Origin of the sequence: Synechococcus sp. CBW1002 (genome assembly GCF_015840915.1) — a bacterium.
Classification (GTDB): Bacteria; Cyanobacteriota; Cyanobacteriia; order PCC-6307; family Cyanobiaceae; genus CBW1002.
The window spans coordinates 1,856,030-1,874,723 of sequence record NZ_CP060398.1; the positions used below are offsets into that span (position 1 = coordinate 1,856,030).

The window sequence follows — 18,694 nt, forward strand, 5'->3', positions numbered from 1 at the left end:
GGAAGCTCCGTCAGGTTTCGCTGTCCGCATGGGCTGTCTGGATTGGCCGTCTGGATTGGCTGTCTGCCTGGGACTTCTGACTTGGCTGCGTGGTCTGGGCTTCTGTTTAGGCAGCCTGTTTCGCCTGTCTGCCTGCACTGGTCGCAGGAGAAGTTTGGATGGGGCCTGGCTGGTCGGTGCTGGTTCGACGGTTCAGATGTAGAGCTCTTCCTTGGGATACTTGACCCGAGTCTGAGGGCGACTGCCATAGAACGCAGAGAGCAGAAGCAGGATTCCCAGTCGGCCGACGTACATGCCCACCATCAAGACCGCCTGGCCCCAGCGATCCAGGTGGACTGTGACATCCACATCCAGCCCCACGGTGCTGAAGGCGGAGACGCAGGTGAACAGTTTTTCAAGGAAGGTGAAGGCCTCGGTCTCGGCGCTGCCGCCACCGCCGATGTTGTCGAGGGCCAGCAGCAGGGCCATCCCGAGAACGAACAGCAGCGAGGCCAGGGTGACCCCGACGGCCCGCAGTACGACCTTGGCTGGAATCTCGCGATTGCGCACCACCACGCCGTCTTCAGCTCGCAGGGTGGAGCGGGTGGCTGCCATCAGGGCCGCAAAGGTGGTGGTTTTGATGCCGCCACCGGTGCCACCGGGACTGGCGCCAATGAACATCAGCCCCATCATCAGCAACAGGCCTGCATCGGAGAGCGTGCTGGTGGTGAGCGGAATCGTGTTGAAGCCAGCGGTGCGTGTGGTGATCGACTGGAACAGACTCACCTGAAGTTTGTCCAGGGTATCGAGCTTCTGCATCAGAAGCCCCTCGGTATCGAGATGCTCAGTCAGGAGAAGGCCGATAGTCCCGACCAGAATCAGACCGATCGTGCTGCGAATCACGAGACGGGTGTGCATGCTCAGGCGATTCAGGCGTCGCAGGCGGAAGCGATTGACCCAGAGATCATTGGTGACTCTCCATCCAAGACCGCCCATCACGATCATGCTGGCGATCACCAGATTCACCACCGGATTGCTGCGGTAGCCCACCAGGCTGTCGCTCCATAATCCGAAACCAGCGTTGTTGTAAGCGCTGATGCAGTGGAACATCGAGGCCCAGAGGCGTTCCCCCAGATTGGGGATGTCGTTGAAGCCGAAGCTGAACAGGATCAGGGTGCCGATCCCCATCACGCAGCCGGCTGTGATCAGGATTGACCGGAAGGTCGGCCCGATGCCGCCGACCCCGAATTCATCAAGGGCCCGGCCCTTGTCAAGCCGGTGCCTCAGGCCGGAGTGCCCCTGTACGAACCCCTGCAGAAAGGTTGTGATCGCCATCAGCCCGAGCCCACCGGTGATGATCAGACCCGCTAGAGCCACCTGCCCGATAGGGGTCAACTCGGTTCCGACATCAATGACCGAAAGGCCGGTCACCGTGATCGCGGAGGTCACGGTGAACAGGGCTTCCCAGAGCCCCACCGTTTTGGTGGAGCAGAGCGGTGAGGCCAGGATGAACGTTCCGAAAGCGATCACCAGAAGTCCGGTGATCGCCGTGAACTGGGGAACGCTGAGACGCTGATGCCAGCGGTAGCGATGCCCTGGGGGACGCTTTGGGCGTGGCGCCATGGCAGGAGGGGTTGGCTCTCGGATCAGGATCCGATCACTTGTTGGGCTGTGGGGTCATGCGCAGATAGGGCTTCACTTCGGTGACGCCCTTGGGGAACTTGGTGCGGGCTTCTTCGGTGGGAATGGAGGGCACCACCACGCAGTCGTCGCCATCGTTCCAATTCACCGGTGTGGCCACCTGGTGGGAATCGGTGAGTTGAAGTGAATCAATCACGCGCAGGATTTCGTCGAAATTGCGACCCGTGCTGGCGGGATAGGTGATTTGCAGGCGCAGCTTCTTGCTGGGGTCGATGATGAACACCGACCGCACGGTGAGGTTGTTGAGGGAGTTCGGGTGGATCATTCCGTACAGGTCGCTCACCGACTTGTCGGCATCCGCCAGAATCGGATAGTCGACGGTGGTGTTCTGGGTCTCATTGATATCACCGATCCAGCCCTTGTGACTCTCGGCTGAGTCGACACTCAGGGCGATCGTCTTGACATTGCGCTTCTCCCATTCCGGGCGAAGACGGGCTACTTCGCCCAGCTCCGTGGTGCAGACTGGGGTGTAGTCGGCGGGGTGGGAGAACAGGACCACCCAGCTGTTGCCGGCAAAGTCGTAGAGATTGATCGTACCCAGCTGGGAATCCTGGGTGAAATCGGGAACGGTGTCGCCGAGCTGCAGAGCCATGATCAGAGAAGTGTGGCAAGGGAAGGCCAGTTGCCGATCGTGGCACAGCAGCGGCATCTCTGCGACCGGCTACAGACTGAACTGACGGCAGACCAGCCAGGGGACCAGCAGGGTCATGGTCACTGTCAGAGGAAGGCCATAGCGAGCCACGTCGAGGAAGCGGTAGCGGCCAGGGCCGAACACCATCAGATTGGTCTGGTAGCCCACAGGGCTGAGGAAGCTCTGGCTGGCCCCGAACAACACGGTGAAAATGAAGGCCATCGGTGGCTGGCCGAGTCCGTTGGCCAGCTGGGCTCCGATCGGGATCAGCAGGGCCACGGTGGCCGCATTGCTCATCACTTCAGTCAGCAGGGTGGTGAACAGGAACACCACCACAAGAGCCCAGAACACCGACCAGGTGTGTAAGCCACTCAGCAGGGCCGTGGCGATCGCTTCAGCCAGCCCCGTTTTCTCGAGAGCCACGCTGAAGCTGGCCAGGGAGCCCAGCAGCAGGATCACGTCCAGACGGATCGAGCGCTGCAGATCGCCGGGCCGGAGGCAGCCCGTCGCCACCATCGCCACTGTGCCAAGCAGCACCGAAGCCACCAGCGGCATCAGCTCAAAGCTGGGCAGAAGGATCACCAGCGCCGCGATCACAATGGCGTAGCGCTTGCGGCTCACGGTGGGGAGATCCTTTTCCAGCTGCTCCAGGACCACCAGGTCGTTGGTGGCCTGCAGGCCGCGGATGGCATCCCGGGGCGCCTGCAGCAGCAGCACGTCGCCTTCCCTCAGCACCGCCTGGCCGAGCTGTTCGCGCAGCACCGCATTGCCGCGGCGCAGGGCCAGGACGGTGGCGTTGTACCGCTGGCGAAACCGAAGATCCCGTAGGCAGTCTCCTGTCAGGGTCGATCCCGAGGGCAGCAACACTTCGACAGTGCGCTGGCTGCCCGGATCAATCCGAGCACCTTCTTCCTCATCCTGACTGGCCGGGGCCAGGCTGATCGTGTGGTCCTGTTGCAGCCGCAGCAGATCGTCGCGGCTGCAACGCAGCAGCAGGCGATCACCCGCCGCAAGGCTGCGATCCGCCAGGGGGGGCAGGAAGCGCTCGTTGCCGCGGTGCAGTTCGAGCACGTCCACGTCAAAGCGGCGCTGCAGGCGGCTCAGGTGCAGCGATTGGTTCACCAGCTCGGAGCCCTCTGGAATCAGAACCTCGGTGAGGTATCCGCTCCTGGCAAAGCTGCCCACCAGATCGTCGTCATCAATACCTCGGTTCGGGAGGAAGCGATCGGCCAGCAGCACCATCATGGTTCCGCCCACCAGCCAGACCCCCAGGCCGATGCCTGTGAATGTGAACAGATCGAAGGCTCCGTAACCGAGCTTCTCACTCACATCGCTGGCCAGCAGGTTCACGGAGCTGCCCAGCAGGCTGAGGGTTCCCCCCAGCACCGTGGCGAAGGAGAGGGGCAGCAGCACCTTGGAGGGGGCGATCCGGTGGCGATGGCACCAGCCTTCGATCACCGGCAGCAGGGTGGCCACGATCGGGGTGTTGGGGATGAAGGCCGACACCGGTCCCACCACCGCCACCATCAGGGTGATCATCCGCTTGGGGCTGCGCACCGCATCCGAGCCGATCAGACCCCGCAGGCGATCCAGGGCGCCGGAGCGAAACAGGGCAGCTGAGAGGGCGAACAGACCGATCAGAGTGATCAGAGCGGTGCTTCCGAACCCGGCCACTGCCTCTGCGGGCTTCAGGACTCCCGTGGCGATCAAGAGGCCGGCAGCCAGCAGTCCGGTCACCTCCGGTGCCAGCCAGCCTGTGATGAACAGAACGATCGCCAGGGCAAACACGACCAGGGTGATCAGCGCCTGGGGGTGCAGTGCCGTCTGAAGCAGGGCACTCATGACAGGCGTTCGATCGAGGAATCCGGCCAATCCTGCAATGCCGTCCGCAGCCCCTGGAGGCCCAGCCCTGCCGTGGCTGAGACGAACAGGGCCTGCGGCTCCAGGGCCAGAGCCCTCTCCAGCTCCCCTGCCGGGCAGCGATCGATCTGGTTGGCCACAAGTCTCCGTGGAACGCAGCTGCCGAGCGAATCGAGAATGGCGTTCACCGTGGCGATCTGTTCCGGCCAGCCTGGATCGCTGAGGTCCACCACCAGCAGCAGGCCATCGGCATCGAGGGTCTCCTCGAGGGTGGAGCGGAAGGCTTCGATCAGGGGCGGCGGCAGATCGCGGATGAAGCCCACCGTGTCGGTGACCAGCAGCGCCAGAGGTGGGCCGGTGGCGGGAATCAGGTCGATGCGGCGGGTGGTGGGATCGAGCGTGGCGAACAGCTTGTTCTCCGCCACGACTGCCTGATCGCCCTGGCGGCGGGTGAGGGCATTGAGCAGGGAGCTTTTGCCGGCGTTGGTGTAGCCCACAAGGGCCAGCCGGCGGAGGCCGTGGCGCTGCTGCCGCAGGCGGGCCCGGTGGGCGCTCAGCTGTTTCAGCTTGGCCTGGAGGTGGTCGATGCGGCGGGCGATGGCGCGCCGGTCTTTCTCGAGCTGGGTTTCGCCCGGTCCTCGTGTGCCGATGCCGCCCCCCTGGCGCGAGAGGCTCTGGCCCCGGCCGGTGAGCCGTGGCAGGCGGTAGCGCAGCTGGGCCAGCTCGACCTGCAAACGACCGGCGGCGCTGGCCGCCCGCTGGGCAAAGATGTCGAGGATCAGCTCGCTCCGGTCGCTCACCGGCAGATCCAGCAACCGCTCCAGGTTGCGGCCCTGCACCGGGCTGAGTTCCCGATCGGTCACCACCAGGCTGGCGCCGAGCCGCCGCGCTTCCAGGGCGGCCTCGCTGAGCTTGCCCTCGCCCCAGAGGCTCTGGGGGGACTCCTGCCGGCGGCGCTGGGTCACCAGTCCCACCGGTTCGGCCCCGGCGCTGCGGACCAGCCCCTCCAGCTCGGCGATCTCCCGGCTGGCCTGCTGCTGGTCATTCGGGGTGAGGACCAGCAGCAGAACCCGCTCCTGCCCAGCGGATGGCGCTCCCCTGGCTGAAGGCCGATCGCCCGGCGCCATGGCGGCAGGGGCGGTGGAGGCGCAGGGCAGGCTGGCGGGATCACGGCCGCACAGATCGCCCAGATCCCCCTCCTCCAGGCCCTGCCAGGGCTGCCCGGCTCCGCTGGGCACGAACAGGCCGGCTGGCCAGTGCCCCCCGGCCGCGGGTTGGTCTGCGAAGCGCAGCCACAGCCGCGGCGCCAGATCCAGCCCCACGATCCCTTCCTGGGTACCGGGTTCGAGCTTGCGGCTGCGGCCGCAGCAGGTGAGCAGCCGCCAGTCTTCCCCCAGGCGCCGGCTCGATCCCGGCAGCCGCTCCAGCAGCCGGCCTGAGGTTTCCAGGGGGCCCACCCACAGCAGCCGGCCAAGGCCGCGGCCGTCCACCAGCAGGGTCAGCGGGGTTTCCAGCTCGTGGCTGAGCCCCGCCAGGCGCTGCAGCCCCAGCGTGTCGGCCGTTTCGTCCGGGCGATGGCGGCGATGACAGAGGCGCTCCAGCTGCCGCCGCTGGGCGGGGCGCAACCCTTCGGTGCGTCCGACCAGAACACCCTGTTTCAAGACCGATCCAGGCGCAGGCAGCGCACTCCGGCAGCGGCGGCTCCCAGCTCATCCTCCGGGCTGTCCCCCACGTGCCAGGCCTGCCCGGGCTCCAGCTGCAGCTGATGGAGCGCCTGCCGGAATGGCAGCGGCGAGGGTTTGGCGGCCCCGGCACTGCTGGACACCACAACCACTTCCAGCCAGCTGGTCAGGCCCAGCCCCTCCAGCAGGCCCTGGAGACGCTGGTCGAAATTGCTGACCACGGCCAGGCGGATCCCCAGGGTCTGCCAGCGGGCCAGACAGTCCGGCACCTCGGCGTAGACCATCCAGAGGGCTGGATCGGCGAAACGCTCGAACAGGGCGCATGGCAGTTCTGGTGGTGCCACCACGCCGCCCGCCTGGTGCAGGGCCGTTGAGATGCGCTCCCCCCACCACTGCCGTTCAGCGGCCAGCAGCTCGGCGCCCTCCAGGCCCGGAAAGGCCAGGGGTGGAGCCTGCCGGTAGATCTCGCCGAAAACCCGGTCGATGGCGGTCGCCTCCACCGTGAGCCCGTGCTCAGCGGCCACGGCGGCGTAGGTGTGCCCCACCGACTGGCGCAGGGTGATCAGGGTGCCCATCGCATCGAGCAGCAGGGCCCGCGGCCGGGGCCAGGCTGCGGCCGTCTTCAGGTCAGCCTGCATCGCGCTCAGCGTCCATCGGTGAGCCAGCCGGCCGCCACCTTGAGTTGCAGGGGCAGGCCGGGCAGTCGGGTCAGGTAGGCCAGGCGCCGCAACTGGAAGGCCGCGGCGCCCGCCAAGGTGAAACCACCACCGGTGAGGCTGGCTTCGCCGAGCCCGAGGCTGATCATCTCGCCCAGGTCGTTCCAGTGGAAGGAGTCCAGCGGTTCGCCGGCCAGGGAGTGCAGCAGGTTGGCGGCAAGGCAGGGGGCCTGCTGAAAAGCCACCTGGGCATTGGCGGGGAACGGCTCGCCGTCCTCGTCGGCCACATGGGCGCCATCGCCGATCACAAAGACGTCGTGATGCCCCTGCAGCCGCAGGTCAGGCTGGCCGGGCAGGCGGCCCAGGCGGTCGCCTGGCACGGGCGGGTTGAGGGCCGGTGGGCGGGCCTGGAAGCCGGCGGTCCAGATCACCGCTTCCGCCGGCAGACGTTCCTGCCGACCGGCCTCGTTGCCCGGCTCCGGCAGAAGGAGATCCAGGCCGCCGGGATGAATGGCCCGCACCCGGTTGCGGCAGCGCAGGCGCACATCGCGGCGTTGCAGGGCCAGCCGCGCCTGTTCGCGGTTGAAGGAGCGGGCCTGGGGCAGGAGATCCTCCCCCTGTTCGATCAGCTCGATCAGCGTGCTGCCGCCGAGCAGATCAGCCAGCTTGCAGGCCAGCTCCACACCGCTGGGGCCAGCCCCCACGATCGCCAGGCGTTGCAACGGCAGCGCCTGCTGCCGCAATTGCCGCACCAGCCCCTGGAGCCGTTCCACGTCATGAAGCGTGCGGAAGAAGAGGGCGTGCTCGAGGGCGCCTGGCACGTTGAAGGTGGCGGGTTGGCCGCCGCTGGCGATCACCAGGCGGCCATAGCGGAGTTCATGACCGCTGCGGGTTTTGAGCGTGTGCTGTTCGGTGTCGACCTGGTCCACCCGGTCCTGCAGCCAGGCGATGCCGCGGCTGGCCAGCAGGCTGTCGTAGCGGGGGGCGATCTCCCAGCTGCGCATCTCCTCACTGAGCAATTCGTACAACAAGGGCTGGAAGACGAAGCGCTCGTTGGGTTCGATCAGCAGGATCGGCGGGTGATCGCGGTGCTGGGCCAGGGCCAGGGCGGTGTAGAGGCCACCGAAGCCGCCACCCACGATCACGATGCTGCGATCGATGGATCCTGTGGCCGACGACGTGTCAGGTGCGATGGGATCGGAGCTCACGTCGGACACGCTGGGTCGGGTATGGGGAGGGCTCGGACGGTGGGCCGCTGGCGAGGTTGGGAGCTGTTGATGCGGGCGGGGAGGGAGATGGGTGCAGGATTGGAAAACCTGTGTCCTGATCCAGACGTGCCCGATCGGCACCCTAACCAGCCGTTCCATCGGGGGCGATGATGGAGTCATGGTGACTGCCCCCGCCGCAACCCTCCCCGTTGACATGGCGGGGCGGTCGATCGATCTGGCCGCGGCCCGTGCCGACCTGGATCCGCTCAAGGCCCAGGAGCGTCTCCAATGGGCCTTCGATCGGTTTCAGGACGGTTTTGCGCTGACCACCAGCTTCGGGATCCAGTCGGCGGTGCTGCTGCACATGCTGAGCCGTCTGGATGGCGGTGCCTCCATCCCAGTGATCTGGGTGGACACCGGCTACCTGCCGCCCGAGACCTATCGCTACGCCGATCAGCTCACGGCCCGTCTGGGCCTCAACCTGCACGTGGCGCAGTCGGGGCTGTCGCCGGCCCGGATGGAGGCCTTGCATGGCCGGCTCTGGGAAACCGGCCGTGTCGAAGATCTGGAGCTCTATCACCGCATCCGCAAGGTGGAACCGCTGGACCGTGCCTTCGCTGAGCTGCAGGTGCGCTGCTGGGCCAGCGGTGTGCGGGGTGGCCAGACCGATCACCGCCGCAGCATGCAGGTGCTCGATCCGATCCGCCAGCGCTGGTCGTTGCGGCCCCTGCTGGTCTGGAGCAATCGCGACGTTTACTACTACATGGAGGAGCACGGTCTCCCCCAGCATCCGCTGTTCGAACAGGGCTACACGACCGTGGGCGACTGGCATTCCAGTGCCCCCGACGATGGCAGCACCATTGGCCGGGCCACGCGTTTTGGGGGGCTCAAGCAGGAATGTGGCATCCATCTGCCCGGATTGATGGGTGAGGGCATCTGAGCCGCTGGCAAGCTGGTTGTTGATCGGCAACAGCCGCTGGCACTGGGCCCAGCGACCGCCCGAACCAGGTGCCGCCCTGCGCTTCTGCCACACCACGCCTGAGGCTGGGTTTCCGGCGGGCGGCCTGAGGGCCTGGGCGGCGGTCGGGCCCGTTCCGGCCACTGCAATGGCCGGACTGGCCGGTGCCCCGCGGCTGGATCTGAGCCAGGTTCCGCTGCGGGAGATGCCTGCCTGGCTGGGTGTGGATCGGGCGCTGGCGGGGTGGGGGGCCTGGCGGCAGGATCACAGGCCCGTGCTGGTGGCGGATGCAGGCACGGCCCTGAGCCTCACGTTGGTGGATGGCACCGGCCGCTTTCGAGGCGGCCGCCTTCAGGCCGGTGTCGCCCTGCAGCTGCGGGCGCTGGCGGCAGGAACAGCGCGGTTGCCACGGATGGAGGCATGGCCTCCGATCCCTAGCAACAGCTCCCCAGTTGGCGCTGCTGCAGCCTGGCCCCAGGAGACCGCCGCCGCCATGGCCGAAGGCGTGGTGCGGGGTCTGGCGGCGGCGGTGGTGGCGGCCGCTGCGGAAGCTGTGGCTGTCTGTCCTGGATGCCGCCTCTGGCTCACCGGTGGAGACGGGGCCCAGCTGTTGCCCCTGATCGAGCCGGCCATGCCAGCGGCAGCACCGCTCCAGCTCATCCATGCCCCGAATCTCTGCCTGGAGGCTCTGGTGCAGCTGGAGGACCCTCAGGCCAGACCGAGATCTCCAAGGATCTGATCGGCCATTTCCTCCGCCTTGACCTTGAGGTAGACCAGCTCGATCTTCCCCTCTGGGTCCACCACGAAGGTGTGGCGCATCATGCCCATGTACTCCTTGCCCATGAACTTCTTGAGGCCGTAGCTGCCGTAGGCCTCGGCCACCGGGCAGGGCTCCGCATCGCTGAGCAGGGTGAAGGGAAGGGTGTACTTGTCGATGAACTTGGCATGGCTGGCGGCGCCGTCTTTGCTGATGCCCAGCACCGTGATGCCATTGGCGCTGAAGCTGCTCCACTGGTCGCGGAAATTGCAGGCCTCCTTGGTGCAGCCCGGCGTGTCGTCCTTGGGATAGAAGTAGATCACCACGCGTTGTCCGCGGAAGTCCGCCAGGCTCACGGACTTGCCCTCCTGGTCGGGCAGCGTGAAATCTGGTGCGGGATCACCGATCTGGAGGGCCATGGCAGGGCGGAGTTCGGAGGGGGTGAGCCTAGAAGCGGACCCCCAGCTGTGGCTGGTCTCCATGGTGACGCCGTCGGATGTGCTGGAGCGGCTGAGCCACCAGGAACGGAGCTGGTGCGCGAGTCTGGCGGAACCCCGCCGGAGCTGCTATGCGGCCAGTCGTGCCCTGTTGCGCGCCCAACTGGCGGAGCCCCTGCGCTGTGATCCAGCCGCGGTGCCCCTGCACAGCCCCCCTGGGGAGGCACCGCGTCTGGAGGCCGGGCACGGCTGGACCGGCATCAGTCACAGCGGTGCCGCCCTGCTGACGGCCTGGTCCCCCCGGCCGATCGGTGTCGACATTGAATCCCTGACCCGTCGTCTGGCGGCAGTCCCGTTGATCCAGCGTCACTTCCCTGCAGCGGAGCGTCGACAGCTTCTGGACGGCCCCTGGAGCCAAGATCCCGTAAGCCTGCAGCAGGCCGTGCTGACCAGCTGGGTGCACAAGGAGGCGGCGATCAAGTGGCGCCGCTCCAGCCTGGCTGCAGAATTGCATCATTGGTGCTTTGACCACGCCCGCTGCGAGCTTCGCCAGTTGGTTGATGGGGCCACTCCCCCCAGCTGCAGCGGTCAGCGGGGGGAGTGGCTGTGGGCGGCGGTAGGGGAGGGTGTGACGCGGGCCCACCTGCTGGGGCGGATGCCGTGATGCAAAGCACGTGCATTTTTTTCGCGCCTGTGCTGATATGACTCGCTGGCCAGGCGGCGTTGAAGGCGAATCGACAACATGAGGATCACGCGTCTCCGGGCACTCATGCGCCGCAATTTGCGACCCAGTCTATCGATGTGATCATTTGGTGACAATGCAGCGTCGGCCCCGGCTTGCTTCCCGGGCGGCCTTGCACCGTGTGGAGCTGGGACTGAAGAGATTGTCGTTGCTCTGGTCTCGTTGGAATTCCTTCTGGTATCTGACCTGTCAGCAAGTCCGGAGATATTCGGTTGCGACTGGGCTGCGACGCTGATGGTGTAACGACCGCATTGCTGGTGTCCATCGTTCGGTGACGGGTTGAGGAGCAGGGGCTTGCAGCGTGGGCGTCTTTGCGGTTGAAGGCTAGTTTTGGAACGAAGTCCCCTTTTATGTCCCGTGCTGAAGCGCCTGCTTGCCGGTCTCGCCGTGGGAACGGCCCTCACCACCGTTGCTCTGCCGGCCTCTGCCGCAGTTGACAACGATCTTCCCGTTCGTTGGAACAGCGGCGGTGCCGTCTGGTCCACCAACCTTGATGCCTTCTCGACCTTTATTGATTCCGGTGATGTGACCGATCGCGGTCTTGCCAGCGGTCTGGCCCGCTCCGGCTGGACCTCCGAAGAGGTTCGCACCGGTCTGTCCAAGACGTACAGCGTCGACCTGGTCGGCGTCTCCCGTTTCCTCTATTCCGATAACGGAGTCAAGTTCCTCAAGAACGCCACCCGCAGCTACTTCCCCTACTGGACGATGAACACCTACGCCGTCCAGGCGCTGCGTTCGGCGATCATTGCCGATTCCGTGGATGGTTCGATCTCCTCGGCCGGGATCATGGCGGCCCTGCCTACTGACTTCCGCCTGGCTGATACCTGCAACACCTACGACGGAAAGCAGAACATCTGTGCAGAGGGTCGTTGCCAGGGTGAAGCGCAATGCACCTCCCTGCTGTCCTGGTACGTCTTCCTGCCCGCCTGCATCCAGGCCAACCAGATGGCCGATGCTGTGGCTGCTCCCCGTCAAGCCGCCCCCGCCCCGATGCCCGTTGAGCCCATCCGCGGCCTCTGGTGATCCTGGGCCGTGTTTGGTCCTTTCCGCCTCGGCTTCAGCCGGGGCTTTTTTGTGCCCATCCGCCCCTCCTGTGGCGTGGCTGTTCACGCTCCAGTGCGGCGGGCTAGCAGCAGCCGATGTTCGAGGCGCTGGGGCAGAACGGCATTCGGCAGGCCTTTCAGATCCTGCAGCAGGAGGGCCAGGGCCTCGCCCTCGCCCTGCTCTTGCAGCCAGCGGCAATAGGCGCTGCCGGGAGCAAACCAGCGCTCCAGCAGGGATGGCGTGAGCGGCAGCGGCAGTGACTCCTCCCAGGCTTCGCTGTTGCATTCCCAACCCCGCTGACCCAGACCTGCCAAGGCCCAGCCCTCAGCGGCCAGCTCCTGCCGTAACCACTCCTGCTCCCGTGTCTCCAGGCGTGCCAGAACTTCAGACCCGACACCACCTCGGGCTGCAGATGGCTTGGGTTTCGCCATGGAAGTGCGCAGGCAGCGCAGGGCGCTGGCCGGCCCGATCATCGGTGCGCTGAACAACAGGCGGATCTCGGCCGCTGGGGCCGCCAGCTGGTCCAGCTGCTGCAGCCAGGTGCTCCAGCCGGAGGCCCCGATGTGCCGCAGTGGTTGGCGCGCCACGATCCATTCGAAACGCTCCTCCTTGTGCAGAAGGCCACTGGCGGCCCCGAGCCCTGCAGGGCCGGCCCCGAGCAGACGCGGCCGCTGCAGGCTGTCAAGCAGGGCCAGGTGGCTTTGAATCCTTTCTCTATCGTCGTCTGTGGCTGGGCCGATCACCACACCACCTTCCGGGACCCGCTGCAGGGGATCCAGCGCCCAGAGCAGCGATCGCGCCTCCAGGACAAGCACCCGGTCGGTGCGCTTCAGGCAAGCGTCTTTCCAGAATCGTTGCCGCAGTTGATCGAGCCTGGCGCCTTCGGCACTGGCCTGGCGCTGCAGCCATCGCTCGAGGCGGGGATCCTCCGGGCTGCTGGTGAGCAGCTCCCCGGCCTCCTCGGTGAGTTCCGCCGCCGCTCCCAGCTGGGCCGCCCGCCGCTCCTGCAGCCGCTGGCGCCGCTGCCCCTCCCAGCCCACCGCCCCTGGCTGCCAGAACACCTCGCCCTGCAGGGCGACTGGCAGGTACTGCTGGGCCACCCAGTGCTCGGCGTAGGCATGCGGGTAGCGGTAGCCGACCCCATCACCAAAGGCCTGCCCATCGCGGTTGGCATCGCGCAGATGGGCCGGTACCTGTTGCCTGTTGGCGGTGCGCACCACCTTGATCGCATCGAACACGCCCAGGGTGCTGTTGCTTTTCTCGGTGCCGGCCAGATACAGGGCCGCCTGGGCCAGCGGGTAGAGACCCTCGGGCAGGCCGATCCGTTCGAAGGCCGCGGCGCAGGCCTCCACCACCACGATGGCCATCGGATCGGCCAGGCCCACGTCTTCTCCGGCCGAGATCAGCATGCGGCGGAACAGGAAGCGGGGGTTCTCCCCGGCCTCCACCATCCGAGCCAGCCAGAACAGGGCGGCATCGGGATCGGATCCGCGCAGGGATTTGATGAAGGCGCTGATCGTGTCGAAGTGGGCATCACCCTGCTTGTCGTAAAGCACGGCCCGTTGCTGGATCGACTCCTCCGCGATCGCCAGATCGATGGTGACGGTGCCGTGCCGATCCGGTTCCGTCGTCTCCACCGCCAGCTCCAGGGCATTGAGCAGGCTGCGGGCATCCCCTCCGGCCACGTCGACCAGGTGCGCTGCGGCCTCGGGCAGCAGCCGGATCGCCCGGCCGCCATAGCCCCGCTCCACGTCCGTGAGGGCCCGCTGCAGCAGCGCCTCCAGATCGCCGCTCTCCAGCGGTTGCAGCCGGAACAGCCGCGAGCGGCTCACCAGTGCCTTGTTGACCTCGAAGTAGGGGTTCTCGGTGGTTGCACCGATCAGGGTGACGGTGCCGTTCTCCACCCAGGGCAGCAACGCGTCCTGCTGGGCACTGTTGAAGCGGTGCACTTCATCGATGAACAGGAGGGTGCGCAGGCCGTGCCGCTCCAGCCGGGCGCGGGCCTCCTCCACCGCCAGCCGCAGGTCCTTCACCCCCGCCAGCACGGCGTTGAGGCTGGTGAAGTGGGCGCGGGTGGTGGCCGCGATGATCCGGGCCAGGGTGGTTTTGCCCGTACCCGGCGGGCCATGCAGGATCAGGTTGCCCACCCGGTCGGCGCTGATGGCCCGGTGCAGCAGCCGGCCGGGCCCCAGAATCGACTGCTGGCCCACGAACTCCTCGAGGCGCCGCGGCCGCAGCCGATCGGCGAGGGGAGCAAGCGCCGCGCGCCGCTGCTCGCCGTGATGGCTGAAAAGGTCGCTCACACCGGCTGGTCCTGCTGCTGTGGACGATCCTGGCGCCAGCCACCCCCTCTGGCGGAGAGCTTCCACAGCCTTCAGAATGGCGCCACAGATCAGGGATGGACCTTGTTGGGCTTGAGACGCGCGACGGGATCCCCTTGTCGGACTTTGAGGGCGTCAGGCCGGTTCAACGCCACGGCCTCGAAGACCGCCTCCATGGCCGTTGCCCTGAGCACACTGCTCCTGGCGGCCTGTGACAAGCCCGCGCCTCCAGCGGCCAAGCCCCTGGTGGTGAGCACCGCTCCGGTTCAGATCGCTCCCTTCAGCGAGCGGGTGGAGACGGTCAGCACCCTTGAGGCCATTGATGAGGTTCAGCTGGCCGCCCAGGCCGGCGGCAGGATCCAGCAGCTCGGCATTGGCCAGGGCGACAAGGTCAAGGCCGGCCAGCTGTTGTTGGTGCTCGATCAGGTTCAGCTCCAGGCTGACTTGGCCACCCTGCTGGCGAGGGAGGAAAAGGACAAACTCAATTACCAGCGTTACGAATACCTGGTACGTCAGGGTGCTGCCAGTGCAATCCAGCGCGATCAGTTCCGTGCTCAGTACATCGAGTCTCGCGAGGCCGTGCTGGCCAAGCGGGCCGATCTGGCGTTCCGAGATCTGCGCTCGCCGATCGACGGCACGGTGGCAGACGTTCAGGTGAAGGTGGGCGATGTGATCAGTGCCGGAGATCCCTTCACCCGCCTGATTCGCAATGATCGTCTCTTCGCCCGCATCGATGTCCCGGCGATCTTTTCCGATCGAATCCGCCCCGGTCTGCCGGTGACCCTCAAGCAGGCCGGCTCGGATCGGGTGCTGGTGGAGGGCCGGATCGACTCGGTCGACCCCAACGTGCTGGCGGGTTCCCAGGCCCTGCTGGTCAAGGCGGCGTTCGCCAATCCGGGCGGCGGCCTGCGCAACGGTCAGCGGCTGCGGGCCACCGTCGAGCTGGATCGGCGTCAGCTGCCCTCCGTGCCCTTCGCGGCTGTCACCCAGTCGTCTGGTCAGAGCTTCGTCTTCAGGGTCGGCACCCTGGCTGAACTGAAACTGCAGCCGGGCAAGGTGCCGATCGAGCAGTTGGAGGCTCTGCCGCCCAGTGCCCGCTTCGCCCTGCAGACGCCTGTGCAGCTCGGTGGTCTGCAGAACAATCGATATCCCGTGGTTCAAGGCCTGGATTCCGGCCGTCAGGTGATCACCAGCAACCTGCTCAACCTGCGCCACGGCATGCCGATCAAGGTCAACTAAGGCGGTCGCGTTCGCCTCCACGCATCAGTGTCGTCTTCGGATTCGAGTGCACCGTGTCGCCTTCCAACGGTTTTATCGTTCGCCCCGTGCTCACCACGGTCTGCAGCCTGCTGATCGTGATTGCGGGATTGATCTCGATCCCGTTGCTGCCGGTCGAAAACCTGCCTGACATTGCACCACCCACGGTGAACGTGAACGCGAGTTATACGGGTGCCGATGCGATCACGGTGGAGCAGGGCGTCACCACGGTGCTGGAGCAGCAGATCAATGGTGTGGAGAACATGGACTTTATCAGTTCCAACAGCTCTGCCGATGGTCGCAGCCAGATCACGGTGTCGTTTGCCAGTGGCACCGATGGCGATATCAATCAGGTCAACGTTCAAAACCGGGTTTCTCTCGCCAATCCCTCCTTGCCCGAGGAGGTGCGCCAGGCGGGAGTGGTGGTAAACAAGGCTTCCAACTCCATTTTGTTGGTCTATAACTTCGTCAGTGAAGATCCTGCCAAAATCACCTACAGTGTCGAGACAATCAGCGGGCTGCTGGATCAGAATCTCACCGATTCAATCAAGCGGGTGCCTGGGGTCGGAGATCTCACCTATTTCGGCGAACGTAAACTCGCCTTCCGCCTCTGGCTCGATCCCGCCAAGCTCACCGCGTTTAGCCTCACCTCCAATGACGTGGTCGCGGCCCTCAGCAGTCAGAACCGCCTGGTGCCCTCCGGAAGTGTGGGCGGCGAACCGGCGCCCAAGGGACAGGAGTTCACGTTCACTGTGCAGCTGCAGGGCCGCTTACTCAGCGTTGAAGATTTTTCGGCCCTGATCGTCAAGACCACCCCTGAGGGTGGAATCGTGCGGCTGCGCGACGTGGGTCGCGCCAGTCTGGGCGGCGAGAACTATGCCCTGCAGGCCACCGATATCCGCGGCGTTCCTTCCGTGGGCCTGGCTGTCTACCAGCTGAGTGGCAGCAACGCCCTCAAGACATCCGAGGGTGTGAAGGCTGTACTGGACGAGTTTCAGGCCGTGATGCCTGTGGGCCTGAAGATGGAGCAGATCTACGACAACACTGAGTTCATCAATGCCTCGATTCAGGGGGTTGTGGATTCCCTCCGCGATGCCGTGGTTCTGGTGGTGCTGATCCTGTTTCTGTTCCTGCAGGACTGGAAAGCCACCCTGGTGCCGGGTATCGCCATCCCTGTGGCCTTGATCGGTACGTTTGCCCTGGTGAATGCCTTCGGCTTCTCGCTGAATCAGCTCACTCTCTTCGGTCTGGTGCTCGCCACGGGTCTGGTGGTGGATGACGCCATCACCGTGATTGAAGACACCTCCACCAAAAAGGCTTCGGGCCTGACGGCGGCCAGGGCGGCCATGGCCACGATGGATGAGTTGTTCAGCGCGGTGATCGCCACCTCTCTGGTGTTGTTTGCGGTGTTTCTGCCGGTGCTGTTCTTCCCAGGAGCCACCGGTACGATCTATAAGCAATTTGCCGCCACGATCATCTTTTCGGTGGCGATCTCCACCTTCAATGCCCTCACCTTTTCGCCGATGCTCTCGGCGCTCCTGCTCGCTCAGGATTCTGAGCCTCCGGGACGGCGCACCTATGCGATCGCCGGCGGCTCGATCGGATTCATCTATGGCCTGATGGCTGGAGGCAGTGGTGTCTTGCCCGTGCTCTCGGCTGTGGTGGTGGGACTGTTCGTTGGCTATGTGGCCAAACTTCTCACAGGTCTGCCCCTGCGGTTGCCCTTCACGGTGGGGGCCGCGGCGGTGGGCCTGGTCTTCGGCGGGGTGGAGACCCCGTTGACGGTGTTGATCTTCGCGGCGGCGGGCCTGGCCACCGGTTGGTTCACCCCGGTGATCTTTCGCCGTTTCAACGGTCTTTATGCCGGCTTCGAAGACCGCTACAAGGGCCTGCTGGGCTGGGCTCTGAATCGGCGCATTCTGGTGATGGCTGTGCTGGCAGGGGGCATCACCCTCACCGGTGTGGCCTTCAGCGCCATCCCGGGAGGGTTTGTTCCGATCGAGGACCAGGGCTATGCCATCGGCTTTGTGCAGGCCCCCGATGGGGGCTCCCTGCAGGTCACGGATCGGATCAACCGGAAGGTGGCCGAGATCCTGCGAACCGAGAAGGACATCACGGCCGCCTCTGTGTTCAGTGGCGCCAGTCTGGATGGCAATGCCCCGAACAAGGGTCTGTTTTTCTTCGGCACGCGGAACTGGGATGACCGCCAGACCCGCGAGCAGGAGATGGGTGCGATTGTGGGACGGCTCAACCAGAAGATGGCCTCCCAGATTCAGGAGGCACGGGTGTTTGTGGTCGAACCACCGGCGATTCCGGGGTATGGCACCTCTGGAGGCTTTGAATTCCAGCTTCTGGACCGCAGCGGCGGCGCCCTTAACCTCCAGAGCTTCTTCCAGGCGGCGGGCACCTTGATCCGCGAGGCCAATGGCAGCGATCTCTTTCAGCGGGTCTTCACCCTGTTCTCCCCGGAAGCTCCCCAGCTGGCCATTGATGTGGACCGGGATCGCCTGGCATCCCTGGGAGTCGACTTCGGCGATGCGATGCGATCGTTCAGTGTCAACTTCGGTGGCAGCTACGTCAACGACACCTTCCAGGAGGGCAAGGTGCGGCGCGTCTTCGTGCAGGCCGACGAAGATAACCGTGCCACGCCGGAGAAGCTCAAGGCTCTCTATGTGCGCAATGCTTCAGGCGACCAGATTCCCCTGTCGGAGTTTTTCACGGTGAGGTCCACCCAGGGACCCAGTGTGATTCCCCACTTCAATCTCTACCGTTCGATCAAAATTGAGGGCAGCCCGGCTGCCGGCAAGAGTTCAGGCCAGGCGATCAATGGCATGCGTCAGTTGTTCGAGGCGCAGTCGTTGCAGGGCCTGAATTTCGACTGGACCGGCATCTCCCGTGAGGAGGTGAAGGCCGGATCCCTGGCGGTTGTGATCTTTGCCCTGGGAATCCTGGTGGTCTATATGGTTCTTGCTGCCCAATACGAGAGCTATACCGATCCCCTGATCATCCTGATGACGGTGCCCACCGCCATGCTGGGTGCCCTCACCTTCCTCGCCCTGCGCGGCGAAGTGCTCAACATCTATGCCCAGGTCGGCCTGGTGATGTTGATCGGCCTGGCGGCCAAGAACGGCATCCTGATCGTCGATCTCGCCAATCAGCGCATGGCCGAGGGGGCCACGGCCCTCGATGCCGCCCGCGACGCGGCCCAGTCGCGTCTGCGGCCGATCATCATGACCGCCATTTCATCGCTGTTCGGCTTCCTGCCCCTGGTGCTCGCCAGTGGCGCCGGGGCCCGCAGTCAGGCGTCGCTCGGCACGGTGGTGTTCGGTGGATTGCTGGTGGCCACGGTGCTGTCGCTACTCGTGGTTCCCGTATTTTATGTGGTGGTGAAGACGCTGCTGGCTGGTGGCTCCACCCCATCGCAACCCGCGCCCACCCTTTCCGGTTCCGATGGCGCTTGA

General features: G+C 65.5%; 14 protein-coding genes. 6 read left to right on the top strand and 8 right to left on the bottom strand.

Annotated elements, in window-relative coordinates; genetic code table 11:
* Window positions 1–192: 192 nt before the first annotated feature.
* The 6 genes from H8F24_RS08970 to H8F24_RS08995 all read right to left on the bottom strand — a co-directional run bounded on the left by H8F24_RS08970 (window position 193) and on the right by H8F24_RS08995 (window position 7,717).
* Window positions 193–1,602, bottom strand: a complete 1,410-nt coding sequence (locus H8F24_RS08970; protein WP_197171812.1) for a TrkH family potassium uptake protein — start codon at window positions 1,600–1,602, stop codon at window positions 193–195.
* Between the two features lie 34 nt (window positions 1,603–1,636).
* Window positions 1,637–2,272, bottom strand: coding sequence for a peroxiredoxin (locus H8F24_RS08975; protein ID WP_197158652.1), 636 nt, complete (start codon window positions 2,270–2,272; stop codon window positions 1,637–1,639).
* Window positions 2,273–2,341: 69 nt separating this feature from the next.
* Window positions 2,342–4,153 (bottom strand): SLC13 family permease, encoded by a 1,812-nt coding sequence (locus H8F24_RS08980; RefSeq protein ID WP_197171813.1) that lies wholly within the window; start codon window positions 4,151–4,153, stop codon window positions 2,342–2,344.
* Entirely contained in the window at window positions 4,150–5,832 is a 1,683-nt protein-coding gene (hflX, locus tag H8F24_RS08985) for a GTPase HflX (protein WP_197171815.1), read from the bottom strand. The genes H8F24_RS08980 and hflX overlap by 4 nt, the downstream gene beginning before the upstream one ends.
* A complete protein-coding gene (locus tag H8F24_RS08990) occupies window positions 5,829–6,491 on the bottom strand; it encodes an HAD-IA family hydrolase (protein ID WP_197171817.1) in 663 nt (220 codons plus the stop codon). Before H8F24_RS08990 ends, hflX begins: the two co-directional genes overlap by 4 nt.
* A 5-nt stretch (window positions 6,492–6,496) precedes the next feature.
* A complete protein-coding gene (locus tag H8F24_RS08995; RefSeq protein ID WP_231598200.1) occupies window positions 6,497–7,717 on the bottom strand; it encodes an NAD(P)/FAD-dependent oxidoreductase in 1,221 nt (406 codons plus the stop codon).
* A 178-nt stretch (window positions 7,718–7,895) separates the two neighbouring features.
* Here H8F24_RS08995 and H8F24_RS09000 point away from each other — a divergent pair, with 178 nt between their 5' ends.
* Both H8F24_RS09000 and H8F24_RS09005 read left to right on the top strand, forming a co-directional pair.
* Complete coding sequence (locus tag H8F24_RS09000) at window positions 7,896–8,657, top strand: phosphoadenylyl-sulfate reductase (RefSeq protein ID WP_197171821.1); 762 nt, start codon at window positions 7,896–7,898, stop codon at window positions 8,655–8,657.
* On the top strand, window positions 8,644–9,414 hold the full coding sequence (locus H8F24_RS09005; protein ID WP_197171823.1) for a type III pantothenate kinase: 771 nt from the start codon (window positions 8,644–8,646) through the stop codon (window positions 9,412–9,414). Before H8F24_RS09000 ends, H8F24_RS09005 begins: the two co-directional genes overlap by 14 nt.
* Here H8F24_RS09005 and bcp read toward each other — a convergent pair.
* Window positions 9,384–9,851, bottom strand: a complete 468-nt coding sequence (bcp, locus tag H8F24_RS09010; protein WP_197158659.1) for a thioredoxin-dependent thiol peroxidase — start codon at window positions 9,849–9,851, stop codon at window positions 9,384–9,386. The two genes, H8F24_RS09005 and bcp, sit on opposite strands and share 31 nt — an antisense overlap.
* Window positions 9,852–9,912: 61 nt before the next feature.
* Here bcp and H8F24_RS09015 point away from each other — a divergent pair, with 61 nt between their 5' ends.
* Both H8F24_RS09015 and H8F24_RS09020 read left to right on the top strand, forming a co-directional pair.
* A complete protein-coding gene (locus H8F24_RS09015; RefSeq protein WP_197158660.1) occupies window positions 9,913–10,533 on the top strand; it encodes a 4'-phosphopantetheinyl transferase superfamily protein in 621 nt (206 codons plus the stop codon).
* A gap of 435 nt (window positions 10,534–10,968) precedes the next feature.
* Entirely contained in the window at window positions 10,969–11,634 is a 666-nt protein-coding gene (locus H8F24_RS09020) for an alpha/beta hydrolase (RefSeq protein WP_197158661.1), read from the top strand.
* A gap of 83 nt (window positions 11,635–11,717) precedes the next feature.
* Here H8F24_RS09020 and H8F24_RS09025 read toward each other — a convergent pair whose 3' ends face one another.
* Window positions 11,718–13,958 (bottom strand): AAA family ATPase, encoded by a 2,241-nt coding sequence (locus tag H8F24_RS09025; protein ID WP_197171824.1) that lies wholly within the window; start codon window positions 13,956–13,958, stop codon window positions 11,718–11,720.
* A 192-nt stretch (window positions 13,959–14,150) separates the two neighbouring features.
* On the opposite strand from H8F24_RS09025, the gene H8F24_RS09030 reads away from it, so the two are divergent.
* Both H8F24_RS09030 and H8F24_RS09035 read left to right on the top strand, forming a co-directional pair.
* Window positions 14,151–15,215, top strand: a complete 1,065-nt coding sequence (locus H8F24_RS09030) for an efflux RND transporter periplasmic adaptor subunit (protein WP_197171826.1) — start codon at window positions 14,151–14,153, stop codon at window positions 15,213–15,215.
* Window positions 15,216–15,268: 53 nt separating this feature from the next.
* Entirely contained in the window at window positions 15,269–18,694 is a 3,426-nt protein-coding gene (locus H8F24_RS09035; RefSeq protein ID WP_197171828.1) for an efflux RND transporter permease subunit, read from the top strand.

Bases quoted from the DNA above. Each gene is read 5' to 3' on its own strand.
- H8F24_RS08980 (WP_197171813.1), bottom strand. From the start codon at position 4,153: ATGAGTGCCCTGCTTCAGACGGCACTGCACCCCCAGGCGCTGATCACC.
- H8F24_RS08970 (WP_197171812.1), bottom strand. From the start codon at position 1,602: ATGGCGCCACGCCCAAAGCGTCCCCCAGGGCATCGCTACCGCTGGCAT.
- H8F24_RS08975 (WP_197158652.1), bottom strand. From the start codon at position 2,272: ATGGCTCTGCAGCTCGGCGACACCGTTCCCGATTTCACCCAGGATTCC.
- H8F24_RS09030 (WP_197171826.1), top strand. From the start codon at position 14,151: ATGGCCGTTGCCCTGAGCACACTGCTCCTGGCGGCCTGTGACAAGCCC.
- H8F24_RS09015 (WP_197158660.1), top strand. From the start codon at position 9,913: ATGGTGACGCCGTCGGATGTGCTGGAGCGGCTGAGCCACCAGGAACGG.
- bcp (WP_197158659.1), bottom strand. From the start codon at position 9,851: ATGGCCCTCCAGATCGGTGATCCCGCACCAGATTTCACGCTGCCCGAC.
- H8F24_RS09000 (WP_197171821.1), top strand. From the start codon at position 7,896: ATGGTGACTGCCCCCGCCGCAACCCTCCCCGTTGACATGGCGGGGCGG.
- H8F24_RS08990 (WP_197171817.1), bottom strand. From the start codon at position 6,491: ATGCAGGCTGACCTGAAGACGGCCGCAGCCTGGCCCCGGCCGCGGGCC.